The 13820-nt window shown below is 51.7% G+C and carries 10 protein-coding genes; 9 read left to right on the forward strand and 1 reads right to left on the reverse strand.

Going from position 1 to position 13820, the window contains the following annotated elements:
* The first annotated feature begins 53 nt into the window (after nt 1-53).
* A complete protein-coding gene (locus RHOM_RS04640) occupies nt 54-980 on the forward strand; it encodes an alpha/beta hydrolase (RefSeq protein ID WP_014079113.1) in 927 nt (308 codons plus the stop codon).
* An 11-nt stretch (nt 981-991) separates the two neighbouring features.
* Here the strand turns inward: RHOM_RS04640 and RHOM_RS04645 are convergent, their stop codons facing one another.
* Entirely contained in the window at nt 992-2230 is a 1239-nt protein-coding gene (locus RHOM_RS04645; protein WP_014079114.1) for a 6-phosphofructokinase, read from the reverse strand.
* A 135-nt stretch (nt 2231-2365) separates the two neighbouring features.
* Here RHOM_RS04645 and RHOM_RS04650 point away from each other — a divergent pair, with 135 nt between their 5' ends.
* The 8 genes from RHOM_RS04650 (at nt 2366) to radA (ending at nt 13705) form a co-directional block, all read left to right on the forward strand.
* Nucleotides 2366-3280, forward strand: a complete 915-nt coding sequence (locus tag RHOM_RS04650) for a radical SAM protein (RefSeq protein ID WP_014079115.1) — start codon at nt 2366-2368, stop codon at nt 3278-3280.
* Nucleotides 3281-4007: 727 nt separating this feature from the next.
* Nucleotides 4008-4361, forward strand: coding sequence for a hypothetical protein (locus RHOM_RS04655; protein WP_014079117.1), 354 nt, complete (start codon nt 4008-4010; stop codon nt 4359-4361).
* Between the two features lie 17 nt (nt 4362-4378).
* Nucleotides 4379-4591: a hypothetical protein gene (locus RHOM_RS04660; protein ID WP_014079118.1), complete on the forward strand. Its 213-nt coding sequence runs from the start codon at nt 4379-4381 to the stop codon at nt 4589-4591.
* Between the two features lie 126 nt (nt 4592-4717).
* A complete protein-coding gene (locus RHOM_RS04665; RefSeq protein WP_014079119.1) occupies nt 4718-7003 on the forward strand; it encodes an SH3 domain-containing protein in 2286 nt (761 codons plus the stop codon).
* Nucleotides 7004-7026: 23 nt separating this feature from the next.
* On the forward strand, nt 7027-9135 hold the full coding sequence (locus tag RHOM_RS04670; RefSeq protein WP_014079120.1) for a cadherin-like beta sandwich domain-containing protein: 2109 nt from the start codon (nt 7027-7029) through the stop codon (nt 9133-9135).
* 38 nt (nt 9136-9173) lie between these two features.
* Nucleotides 9174-11627, forward strand: a complete 2454-nt coding sequence (locus RHOM_RS04675; RefSeq protein WP_014079121.1) for an ATP-dependent Clp protease ATP-binding subunit — start codon at nt 9174-9176, stop codon at nt 11625-11627.
* A gap of 120 nt (nt 11628-11747) precedes the next feature.
* On the forward strand, nt 11748-12158 hold the full coding sequence (locus RHOM_RS04680) for a hypothetical protein (RefSeq protein WP_014079122.1): 411 nt from the start codon (nt 11748-11750) through the stop codon (nt 12156-12158).
* A gap of 176 nt (nt 12159-12334) precedes the next feature.
* Nucleotides 12335-13705: a DNA repair protein RadA gene (gene radA / locus RHOM_RS04685; RefSeq protein ID WP_014079123.1), complete on the forward strand. Its 1371-nt coding sequence runs from the start codon at nt 12335-12337 to the stop codon at nt 13703-13705.
* Nucleotides 13706-13820: the final 115 nt, after the last annotated feature.

The following is a 13820-nucleotide window of genomic DNA, read 5'->3' on the forward strand; positions in this document are numbered from 1 at the left end:
TCCGGCGGCGCAGCTGTTTTCTGACAGCGGAAAATAGAACAGAGGTACAGTGAATGAGAGAAAATGAGGCGAGTATCCGCGGCAGAGTCGTGAGGGATCTGATCGCGCATACGACGAATGATTTGCTGATTGGGAAAAAGATAAAAAATGGGGAACTCCGCAAACAGATCGGAACGGCGGAACCTCCGTGGAAGTGTCCGGAATGCTTTACCATGCAGACGATCGAGATGGAACATTTTACCATGGAGCTTTTAGAGTCGAAGGAGAATGCGAACCGCGACAAAATCATTTTGCAGCTGCACGGCGGCGGATATGTCGGGGCGATGCGCAATGCATACCGCATGTTTGCCGGATTGTACAATGAGGTCAGCCACGGCATGAGCGTGCTCACGCCGGATTACCGCGTGGCACCGGAGCATCCGTATCCGGCGGCGCTCGAGGATGCCGTGTGCGCGTATGAATGGCTACTTGCGCAGGGATGGTTTTCGGAGCAGATCATTGTGGCGGGAGATTCGGCGGGCGGCGGACTTGCGATGGCACTCTGCCACTATCTGATCAATCACGGCAGACAGCTTCCGTGCGGAATCATTGCCATGTCGCCGTGGACGGATCTGACGGCAAGCGGGGAGTCTTACGATACCAACTACGAGAGGGATCCCCTGTTTGGAAAGACCAGGGACAGCCTGATCTACAATCGGGATTATGTGGGAGACCACGACCCGATGGATGAATATATATCACCGATGTTTGGCGATTTCAGAGGATTTCCGCCGATGCTGATACAGGTGGGATCGTATGAGATGCTGTTGTCGGATTCTGTGGATGTCGCCGCGAAGGCGAGAGGACAGGGCGTAAAAGTGCGCTTAAGTATCTATGACGGGATGTTCCACATTTTCCAGATGGCAGCAAAGATGCTGCCGGAATCCAGAAAAGCGTGGGTCGAGATCGGTAAATTTATCGAGATTCTGCTCCGGGAATAGGGAGCACCTGTCTAGTGCTTAGACAGGTGGCTCACATCCATGTATACAGGCAGACCGTTGTGATAGGAGACCTGCGATTCGCCAAGAATCAGCGGAGCAAGATAGTCGAGCAGAGGCTGTTCGATGTCGTTGCCGGCACTGTTGATCCACTCTCTCGGAACGCTCTTTGCCTCGTTGGCGATCTGGCGGATTTCCGCATAGGAGTAATCCACGGTATACGGTGCGTTTGAAGTGCGCTCGATGGTGACCATGGAAGCTGTCACACCCTCCTCGGAGAGTGCGACGGCTTTTTTGCCGAGTGCGAAAGATTCGTCTAAGTCTGTCTGGGAAGCCAGATGTGCGGCACAGCGCTGCAGGACATTGATTTCCACGGAACGCACCTTGACACCAAGCTTTTCCTTGACAAGGAACTCAAGTGTCTTGCCGGCGCCGCTTAACTGACTGTGACCGAACGTGTCGATGGACTGCTCGGACGCGCTGATGTAATTGCCGGAGGCGTCGCGGATGCCCTCGGACACTGCGACGATGACATTGTTGCGCTCGAAAAGGAGACGCTTGACGTCTAAAAGGAAATCCTCCGGGTCGAAAGCGACTTCCGGCAGATAGATTAAGTGCGGGGCGGTGTTGTATCCGTTGCGCGCGAGTGCCGCGGCAGCGGTCAGCCATCCTGCGTCGCGTCCCATGATCTCAACGATGGTCACGCTTTTGACCGCGTAGATAAAGGTGTCGTGCGCGATCTCTAAGAGCGAGGAGGCAATGTATTTTGCGGCAGAGCCAAAGCCCGGGGTGTGATCGGTCTCGCAGAGATCATTGTCGATGGTCTTCGGGATGCCGATAATGCGGACGGAACTGCCGATGCGTTTTCCGTACTCGGACAGCTTTAACACGGTGTCCATGGAATCATTGCCGCCGATATAGAAAAACGCTTCAATGTGGTAAGTTTCAAACTGCTTAAATATGAAGACATAGGGTGAATCATCATCCAGATAATGGGGAAGTTTGTAGCGGCAGGAGCCTAAGTACATCGCAGGTGTCTGCGCAAGGCGGGAAAGATATTCCGGATGACCGTCCATAAGCTCCGTGAGGTTGAGAAGGTCATCGTTTAAAATACCGGTGATTCCGTTGAGCGAGCCGTAAACGGTGTCGTACATGGAAGAGGCGGACACGCCGTCAATGACACCGGCAAGACTTGCGTTGATCGCAACGGTAGGACCGCCGGACTGGGCTACCATACAATTTTTCTGATTCATAACGAACTCCTTATGTGTAAATATATCAATGTCAGATTGTTCCGAAAATGGTCATTTCGGAAATCAAACATTATCATACCCAAAATACGCGGGATTATCAAGATTGAATTTAGATAGAAAGAGACGGACGGAAAGATGAAAATGTGTACATTGTGTCCTAGAAACTGCGCAGTGGACCGTGCGGGCGGAGAGCGCGGCATCTGCGGACAGACCGAACAGCTGAAGGTTGCGCGTGCGGCGCTTCATTACTGGGAGGAACCCTGCATCTCCGGGAAAAGCGGCTCCGGCGCGGTATTTTTCTCCGGCTGTGCCCTGCATTGTGTGTTCTGCCAGAACCGTAGCATCGCAAACGGGACGGCAGGAAAGGAGATTACCAAGGAGCGTCTGGCAGAAATATTCCTGGAACTGCAGGAAAAAGGGGCGAATAATATCAATCTGGTGACGCCGGGACATTTTGCACCGCAGATTACGGAGGCATTGCGCCGTGCAAAAAAGGAAGGACTGCGGCTTCCCGTCGTTTACAATACGAGCAGTTATGAGAGTGCGGATACGATCAAAAGTCTGGAAGGACTTGTGGATATCTACCTGCCGGACTTTAAATATATAAGTCCGGCGCTCAGTGCAAAATATTCACACGCTCCGGATTATGCCGACGTGGCCAAAGCGGCGGTTGCGGAGATGGTGCGCCAGTGCCCGAGACCCGTGTTTGACGGAGACGAAGCAGAAGACCCGATCGAGGAGGGACTTCTGATGAGACAGGGCGTTATCGTGCGTCACCTGCTGCTGCCGGGCTGTACCAGGGACTCTAAGGCGGTGATAAAATACCTGTATGAAACCTACGGCAATCAGATATATCTGAGCATCATGAACCAGTATACGCCGTTGGAAAATGTCAGCGCCTACCCGGAGCTGAACCGGAAAGTCACGGACGAGGAATATGAGGAGGTCGTCGATTATGCGATCGGACTGGGGGTAGAGCAGGGATTTATTCAGGAGGGGGAGACGGCAGAAGAGAGCTTCATCCCGGCGTTTGACGGCGAAGGCGTATAACGCATAGCAGAAAAACATCGTATAGAGATAAAGATAAAGGGGGGTGTCGCACGAAGCATACCGTGCTTTGGTTTGATAAGTAATATTACAGGAAACACACTTGGGGATTTCATGTGGAAATGCAGATGGAAATTCGTTGGAGAAAAATGTGAGCATTTCTTCCGGCTGAATGTTTGCATCGGATTCCGTGTCTCTTCCACGTTTGGACAATCCGACGGGTGCATGTCCGGCACACCGGAGACAATGGGCGGACTTTCTGGTGTCCCTAATGGCACCTCTTCACAGACAATATAAAACCGCGCGAACCGAAACTCGCCGGCATCTGCTATTGAAAATAAGGCAGATGCCGACTCAGACATCGGCTTCGCGCGGTTATGTTTTGTTCAGAGGTGCCAATAAGGGACACACACGAAAGTCCTACAAATTGTCTCCGGGATGCGGACATGACCCGCGGAGTGCTCCAAACTTGGAAAGACACGGATCATCGCAGATGCAAACATCCGGCTGGTTAGAAATGCCACATTTTTTGAACCGAATTTCCACCTGCATTTCCATCTGAAATCCCACGGTGCGGTCTTCTCATAATATTACTTATCACCCCAAAGAGGTCTATGCTTCGTGCGACAATTTTTGTCCTGTAAATATGGGTTTACATAACAAGTGTCCAAAGAATTGGACACATCATGTGCGATACTGACACCATCAAAGCGGATGGGGAGGGAAGAACATGGAGAAAAAGATCGAGATCATTGCCGTCGATTTTGACGGGACATTGTGCAGTGAATGTTATCCTGCCATCGGGATGCCGAATCTGCCGCTCTTTGCATTGCTCAAGGGTGCGAGAAGGCAGGGCAAAAAAGTAATTTTGTGGACATGCCGCTGCGGGGATCTGCTGGAGGAGGCGGTGGCCTGGTGCAGAATGTTCGGACTGGAATTTGATGCGGTAAATGAAAATGTGGCGCAGACGTTGGAACAGTATGGAACGGAATCCAGAAAAATCTCCGCGGACGTCTATATCGATGACAAGGCGTGCTGGCCGTGGATGACGAAGCAGGAGTGGGAACGGTATCTGGCAGGTTAGAAAAGGAGGATAAGAAGATGAAAACAGTGGATATGGAATTGATACTTTTGTGTGCGCTTATAGCGGCGATTGGAGCGTTCGGACTGGTGACGGGTGTGGTTCTGCTGTTCGGAATCCAGTTTCAGGAGTGCAATGCTGTACTGCTCACCGGAATTGTGTGCGGGCTCTGGGGCATATTATGGGGAAGCCTGCTGATACAGAACCGGAACCTGATGTCGAAAAACGTCTAAATATAGTACAGCGTGCAGGAAAATGGCTATATTTAGGTTGACGCGTGTGATAGAATCTCCTATAATGAGACTGAATTATTGGGCGCATGATTTTATGGACTTGTGCGGTACTCAGGGAGGAATTCGATGAATCACTTTATATATAGAAAGAAGAGAAAGATATTGCTGGCGGCAATCAGCATGGGAGTGCTTGCTGCCAGCATATCTGCTTTTCACGGCCCCGAAGCCGTATATGCGTACACGGCGACGGCGGGAACGATCAATGACGGACCGGTGAAGGTGCGCAACGCACCGGTGACCGGGGATAAGCTGACACTGCTCTATCCGGGAAATGCGGTGACAGTAACTGATGAGACGGCAGGATCAGACGGGTATACATGGTACCAGATCCAGATGTCGGATGGTGTAACCGGTTATATACGCTCGGATTTTGTGACGCTTCAGGGCACGGATTCTTCTGCGGGACAGACGAATGCGGACAGCAGTGCAGGTGGGACAAACGGGGTGGTGCAGAACACGGAAAAAGGTGTTTATGTGCGCTCGGGAGCGGGAACGTCCTACTCTGTGGTGACAAAGGTATACAAAGGACAGGCTGTGAATGTGGGCGAGCTGGTCTCGGCGGGCGGAATGAACTGGTACAGTGTGACGCTCGTGGTCGGAGGCGCCTCCTATTCCGGGTGGATTTGTGCGGACTATGTAGCCGTGAACGGTCAGACGTCAGACGACCAGTCGCAGGGAGAGACGACCGGTGTCACGGACAGCGAGTATGAGGCGGCGCTTGCGGCAGCGGGTTTTCCGGCAAGCTATTGCAGCGCACTGGCATCCCTGCATCAGAAGTATCCGAACTGGCAGTTTGTGCCGGTGCAGACGGGACTTGACTGGAATACGGTGGTATCGAATGAGAGTCTGGTCGGAAGAAACCTGATCCAGAATTCCGTGAATGACGCAAGAAAATCGACGGACAGTCAGGCGTATAACTGGGAGACCAACAAGTGGTACGGGTTTGACGGGGCAAGCTGGGTGTCGGCGTCTCCGGAATATATCGCATACTGCATCGATCCCAGAAATTTTCTTAACGAGAATCAGATCTTTCAGTTTGAAACGTTGGAATATGCAGGCTATCAGAACGCAGCGGGTGTGCAGAGCGTTCTTTCCAATACATTTATGGCAGGCAATTATACCGATACGGACGGAGCGGTTCGCAGCTATGCGGATACGTTTGTGGAGATCGGCTCCAATGTGGGCGTGAGCCCTTACCACCTGGCATCCCGCTGTAAGCAGGAGCAGGGCGTGCGGGGGACGAGCGATCTGATTTCGGGACGATATTCCAACTATGCAGGCTATTATAACTACTTTAACGTCCGTGCGTTTACGACGGGCAGCGCGTCGGCGATTGTGAACGGACTGGAATATGCGAAGTTGCAGGGATGGAACTCCATCTACAAGTCGATTGCGGGTGGATCATCGGTTGTGGCTGATAATTATGTGAAAAAAGGGCAGAATACCATTTACTTTGAAAAATTTAACGTTGTCTATACCAATAGTCTTTACGCACATCAGTACATGACCAATGTGCAGGCGGCGATGAGTGAGGGCACCAATATGGGAAAAGCCTACACGGACAAGAACCAGGCGTTTGTTTTCCGCATTCCGGTCTATCAGAACATGCCGGAGAGCGCAGTGACGTTTGCGGACAAGGGGAATCCGAACAACTGGCTTTCCTCGATCACGGTGGACGGATATGCGCTGACACCGGCATTTTCCGGTGCGAATACCTCCTATTCCCTGGTCGTTCCGGACAGCGCGGCTTCGATCAATGTGGGAGCGACGGCGGTGGCGGGAACGTCAACCGTTTCCGGTACTGGAAATTATTCGCTGAATTATGGAGATAATACGATTCAGATTACCTGCATCTCGCAGAGCGGAGATTCGCGCACTTACACGCTGATCGTGGCAAGAGCGGGGGGCAGTGCCGGCGGAACCATTCAGGTGGCGGATGACGCGGCGATTACGCCATCCTATCCGATCGGAACCTATGTGACGGGAATTGAGCCTGGAACAAGCGCATCCACAGTCGCATCGGGAATCGGAACCCAGAACTGTACCGTAAAGATTCTGAATGCAGACGGCAGTGAGAATACACAGACGGTGGGAACGGGCAACAAGCTGGCAGTGTATGTCGGCGACACGCTCGTGCAGCAGTATGAGATTGTGGTATATGGAGATATCAACGGTGACGGAAAGGTTTCCAATCTGGATCTGGTATTGATGCAGAAACAGATCCTTGGAATTGAAAGTCAGTCCGGCAGTCGTCTGGAAGCGGCAAACGTCAGCAAGGACGGCGGTATTTCCAATAAGGATCTGGTTATTTTACAAAAACACATACTGGGAATCTCACAGATTGATCAGTGAGAGGAAGAATTGGGAGAGCAGAAATGAAGAAAAAAATAGCAATGATGATGATGGCGCTTAGCCTGACATTCGGGGTTGTCGGAGTGCCGCAGACGGTATTCGCGGCGAGCGGATCAACATCTGTCTCGGTGTCGTCAGGAAGTGTCAATATCGGTGATACGGTTACAGTTACAGTAAAAGCGAGCGGTCCATCCGGCGAAAAGGCGAATGCGACCATGACGCTGTCTTATGATTCGAGTGTGCTGCAGTTTGTGAGTTGCAATACCACATACGGCGGAGGCGGCGGAAGCGTGATGGCGACGGGAGAAAGCTACACGGTGACATTAAAAGCTGTGAGTGCGGGAAATTCCTCCCTCTCTGTCTCTGCCAACGACGGAGTGATCTTTGACTCCAATGAGGAGATGGATTCCATGTCGGGCAGCAGTGCATCGGTCACAGTAAAGAATGCAGCAAGTACAAATACAGATTCAGGCAATAATAGTAGCAGTAACAGTGGAACCTCCAACGGAAACGGAACATCAGCGGGTGGAAACGGGGATTCTGCGGCGAATACTGGAGAGACAACAGGAAAACAGTCTGCGGATAATTCTCTGAAAGAGTTGACCATTTCAACGGGAACGCTCTCGCCGGCATTTAACGGGAAAACGCTGACTTATAGTGCTACAGTGGGAAGCGATGTAACCAATATCGCCGTATCTGCCACACCGGTCAATGAAAAAGCGGTCGTGGAGTCGGTTACGGGAAATACCAATCTGAAAAGTGGAGATAACACCATTAAGATTGTAGTCAAGGCGGAAAATGGCGTGACCGCAACCTATACCGTGAATGTGACAAAGCAGGGAACCTCGTCCGGAGAGACAACGGCATCCGATGAGGGGGAAGTGGAGACAACAGAGGAGACGGACAGCAGTGAAAACACGGTTACGGCAAATGGCATTTCCTATGTAATTGCAGAAAATTTTGCAACAGAGAATGTTCCTGCAGATTTTTCGGAGACAACCGTCAATTATCAGGGGGCGGATTATCGGGGCGTGAGTTATGACAAGGGATCTGTGGTCATGCTTTATCTGGTGCAGGACGGAGCGGAAGAGAGCACAGGAAGCTTCTTTGTATATGACAGCACAAGAGATACCCTGTATCCGTTTGTAAAAATGGTCAATGGGGAACACTATGTGATAGCGCTTCTGCCACCGGTGGATTATACGATGCCGGATACGATGCAGCAGACACAGCTTACGCTGGCGGACGGAAGTCTTGTGACGGCATATCAGGAGACCCAGGAGGAAGGGTCTGAGGTGGAATCGGAGTTCTATACCTTTTACGGAGTGAATTCTGACGGAACGGAAGGCTGGTACCAGTACGACTCCATAGAGGAGACCTATCAGCGCGTAAATACAGGGACAACTGTATCTTCCGACGGACTGCAGGACGAGGATGCGGCCTATCTGCAGGAGGAATATCTGGCGCTGTCCGAGAAATATAAAAAAGAAAAAGCGTTTTCCAGAACCGCGATTGGCATATTGATATTTCTGCTGGCGGTAATGGCAGTGGTACTTGTTAACCTGTTACTGCACAGGAGGGAAGCGGATAGAGATGACCTGGATGAGGATGACATTATGGATGACGGTGTCTCAGAGCATGATGATACAGAAGAACTGCTGGATGAAAACCAGGATGATGTGATCGAGGAACCGGAAAAGGATTCCCGGAAAAAGTGGCACTGGAAGAAGCGCTCTGCTGCAGATGCCGGGGATGCAGATGAATTCGACGAACAGGAAGAGAGAGAAGAGAAAACGAAAACGCAGGAATCTGACGATGACGCGTTCGATGATGCATTCGATGAGGATGACATCGAGGAGGAAGAGCCGCCGAAGAAGAGATTCGGTTTCTGGAAGCGGAAGTCTGACGATCTGGATGACGATCTGTTTGATGATGACGACGCGTACGAGGATGATGACGCGTACGGGGATGACGATGACACGTATGGGGATGATGACGCGTACGGGGATGACGATGACACGTACGGGGACAGCGATGCGCCGGACGATGAAAAAGAAAAAGTTTCAGGCGGCAAAGACCAGAAAAACAAGCAAGACGATGAGCTGGATATCATAGATTTTAATGATCTGTAAAGACGAATGTGATATCGGACTGGAAATAGGAGGTAGCGATGCAGACAGCATATACAGCAAAGGCAAAAAAGGCGATTGATATTGCAACGCGGATATCAAAGTCATTGCATCACAGTTATATCGGCACGGAGCACATACTGCTTGGCCTGTTGAAAGAGGGAACTGGTGTGGCAAGCCAGGTACTTGCCGACAATGGTGTAGAGTATGATAAGGTGCTGGAACTGATCGAGGAGCTGATTGCACCGGGGAATGCGGTTGCGGTTCTGGAGGACGGATTGTCCCCGAGAGCGGCGCATGTGCTTGAGGTATCCAAAGCGGAGGCGGCGCGTTTCCACTCGGAGAAGATTGGAACAGAACACCTTTTAATTGCGATGATCAAGGAGACGGAATGTGTGGCGTCCAGACTGTTGAATACATTGTCTGTCAATGTGCAGAAAATGTATGTGGACACCCTGATCGCGATGGGCGAGGATGTAAGCCAGTATAAGGATGAATTCCAGAACGGAAAACCCGGAAAGCGGAGAAATGCGGAGGGAACGCCGGCGCTGGATCAGTTTTCCAGAGATCTGACAGAACTTGCGCGCGCCGGAAAGCTCGATCCGGTGGTCGGCAGAGAGACGGAGATCGACCGCGTCATCCAGATTTTAAGCCGGAGAAGCAAGAACAATCCGTGCCTGATCGGAGAACCCGGCGTAGGAAAAACGGCGATTGTAGAGGGAATCGCAGAGCGCATTGCGGGCGGAATGGTTCCAGATACGGTGCTTGGAAAAAGAGTGGTTTCCCTGGATCTTTCCGGGATTGTGGCAGGCTCAAAGTACAGAGGTGAATTTGAGGAGCGCATCAAGAAGGTGCTGGCAGAGGTGGCGAAAGCTGGAAACGTCCTGCTGTTCATTGATGAGATTCATACCATCATCGGGGCGGGCGGAGCGGAAGGCGCGATTGATGCATCCAACATTTTAAAACCTGCACTTGCGAGAGGCGAGGTGCAGGTGATCGGCGCGACGACCATCGAAGAGTACCGCAAATATATCGAAAAAGATGCAGCTTTGGAGCGGCGTTTCCAGCCAGTCGTTGTGGAGGAGCCGACGGAGGAAGAAGCCATTTCCATATTAAAGGGACTGCGTGGGCAGTATGAGAGCCACCACCATGTGACGATTACGGATGAGGCCGTGGAGGCGGCAGTGCGTCTTTCCGCGCGTTACATCAACGATCGATTCCTCCCGGACAAGGCGATTGACCTGATGGATGAGGCTGCGGCAAAAGTGCGCCTTCATGTGGGCGGAGACCCCAAGGAGGCTGCAGAACTCCGGCGGGAGATTGCGGAGTTGCAGGAGACATTGGAGGAAGCACTTTCCGGCGGAGACCTGGAAACGGCGAGGGAGTCGCAGGCAAAACGCCAGGAACTGGAAGAAAAGTTGGAAAAACTGAATACAAAGGCAAAACAGGGCGGCAGACGGCATCACCAGACCGTCGGAGAGGACGAGATTGCCGATGTGGTGTCGGGATGGACGAAAATCCCGGTGAAGAAGCTTACAGAGGGGGAGGCTGCCAGACTCAAAAAACTGGAGGCAACCCTTCACAAGCGCGTGATCGGACAGGAGGAAGCGGTATCAGCTGTGGCGAAAGCCGTGCGGAGAGGACGCGTCGGATTAAAAGATCCCAAGCGTCCGATCGGCTCGTTCCTTTTTCTGGGACCGACCGGCGTCGGCAAGACCGAGATATCCAAGGCACTGGCGGAAGCTGTCTTTGGACAGGAGCAGGCAATGATCCGCATCGATATGTCTGAGTACATGGAGAAACACAGCGTGTCGAAAATGATCGGTTCGCCGCCTGGATATGTCGGACATGAGGACGGCGGACAGCTGAGTGAGAAAGTGCGGAGAAATCCATACGCCGTGATTCTGTTTGACGAGATAGAGAAGGCACATCCGGATGTGTTTAATATTCTGCTGCAGGTGCTTGACGACGGACATATCACAGATTCCCAGGGAAGAAAAGTGGACTTTAAGAATACCATCATCATTATGACCTCCAACGCGGGAGCGCAGGCGATTGTGGAGCCGAAGAAGCTTGGCTTTGCTTCCGGCAATGACGAGAAGCAGAACTATGAGCGGATGAAGGGCAGCGTGATGGAGGAGGTCCGCAGAATTTTCAAACCGGAATTCCTAAACCGTATTGACGAGACCATTGTATTCAGGGCGCTGAATAAGGACGACATGAAACAGATCGTAGGTCTGATGACAAAAGAACTGGCGAAGCGCTGTGAAACACAACTTGGCATTACACTTGTCGTGCGCGATGCCGCAAAGCAGTACATTGTGGATAAGGCGTATGACCCGAAGTATGGAGCCAGACCGCTGCGGCGCAAGATTCAGGATGAGATTGAGGATCCGCTTGCGGAAAAACTTCTCGACGGAAGCATCCGGCGGGGTGACGAAGTGATCGTCACGACGAAGAAAAATGCAATTTTTCTGGAGTCCAAGAAAAAGTAAAAAATTACTTAAATGTCAGTGAAATCACTGGAAATCAAAGAACAGATATTATATAATATTTTTACAAATTTACGATAAAGCAGACCGGATGAAGGAGCTGCAATATCACAGGAGGATAAGATGGCCGTTATTAGTGAATTACTCCGTTCAGAGGAGGATGGAACGATCAGCTTTGGGGATTACACATTGAGCACCAAGGCAAAGCTTGACAATTTTGAACACCAGGGAGATCTTTACAAAGTAAAGACCTGTCAGGAGATTACCAAGCTGGAGCGCAATGGCATGTTTGTATACGAGTCTGTTCCGGGGACTGCAGTGGAGCATTTAAAAGCGACAGACACAGGAATGGAGTTTAGCGTAGAGGGCGCAGAGGACGCACAGGTTACCGTAGAGCTTGAGGATGAGGCGGAGTATGACATCGTGATCGACGGTGCAGATGCCGGCAGGATGAAGACGAATCTCGGAGGAAAGTTAAGCCTGAGCGTAGAGCTCGGCGATGCTCCGGTAAAGGTAAGCGTCCAGAAGTGCTAGAGCAGCCGCTTTCGCATATGACAGTTACAAGATCAGTGAGACCTGTCCGTATGGACAGGTCTTTGTTACTCTAATAGGAAATGACGTGTTAGGTTAAAGGGCGAAAGCCGCGCTTTCTATGGAGAAAAAGCCCTGTCCGGGCAGCAGACGTGTCTGCGGGAAAGGAAGATAAGAACATGGCAAAAGGAAAAACAACAGTATACTTCTGTCAGGAATGTGGATACGAGTCGGCAAAATGGATGGGACAGTGTCCCGCATGCCATGAGTGGAATACGTTTGTGGAGGAGACGGTTGAGAAAAAGACCGCGCGTGGGAACCGCAGCACGGATGGCAGCCGTGAGGCAAAGGCAGTTCCCCTGTCACAGATCGAGATGACACAGGAACAGCGGGTGTCCACCGGCATGAAGGAGCTTGACCGGGTGCTTGGCGGCGGGATTGTGCAGGGATCTCTGGTGCTTGTGGGCGGAGATCCGGGAATCGGAAAATCGACGCTGCTTTTGCAGGTATGCAGGAATCTTGCGGAACATGAGGTGAAGGTGCTCTATATTTCCGGTGAGGAATCCTTGCAGCAGATCAAAATCCGGGCAGAACGCATCGGGACCTTTGGGGACAGCTTAAGCCTGCTCTGTGAGACCAATCTTGATACCATACGGCGCGTGATTGACCGGGAGAAGCCCGAGATCGTCGTGATTGACTCCATTCAGACGATGTATAATGAAGACGTCTCGTCTGCGCCGGGAAGCGTCTCACAGGTGCGGGAATCGACCGGCACCCTGATGCAGATCGCCAAGGGACTTGGGATTTCCATTTTTATCGTCGGACATGTGACAAAGGAAGGCGTGGTGGCTGGCCCGCGTGTGTTGGAACACATGGTGGATACGGTGCTCTATTTTGAGGGGGACCGCCATGCGGCGTATCGTATTCTGCGAGGTGTGAAGAACCGTTTTGGGTCGACGAACGAGATCGGTGTTTTTGAGATGCGCGGAGATGGCCTGACAGAGGTGGAGAACCCGTCGGAATTCATGCTGAGCGGAAAACCGGAGGGCGCCTCCGGGTCTGTTGTGGCATGCTCGATGGAAGGGACGAGACCGATCCTTCTGGAAATACAGGCGTTGGTCTGCCACAGCAATTTCGGTATGCCGAGGCGGACGGCGGCAGGAACGGATTTTAACCGGGTAAATCTTCTGATGGCGGTTCTGGAAAAACGTCTGGGACTTTCGCTGGGGAATTGTGATGCCTATATCAATATTGCAGGTGGCATCCGGATGAATGAGCCGGCGATCGATCTTGGTCTTGTGCTGGCGATCGTCTCCAGCTATAAAGACCGCCCGATTGACGAGAAGACCATCTGCTTCGGCGAGGTGGGACTCAGCGGTGAGGTGCGCGCGGTCAGCATGGCAGAGCAGCGTGTGCTCGAGGCGAAGAAGCTTGGATTTAAGACATGTATTCTGCCGGAGGTGTGCAGGGAGAGCTTAAAGGAGATCAAAGGAATCGGTCTTGTCGGCGTGCGCACGGTTAAGGATGCGATGGATTATGTGATGCGGTAGTCCGTGGAAGAAAAACGAATGGTTCTGAATTGTATGCACAATTAGAACAATTCAGAACCGAAAACTTTCTTTTTTAAAACGGCGGAAATGTGGTTGACATTCTAAAATAATGATG

It is taken from the genome of Roseburia hominis A2-183 (assembly GCF_000225345.1).
In the GTDB taxonomy this organism is placed as follows: Bacteria; Bacillota; Clostridia; order Lachnospirales; family Lachnospiraceae; genus Roseburia; species Roseburia hominis.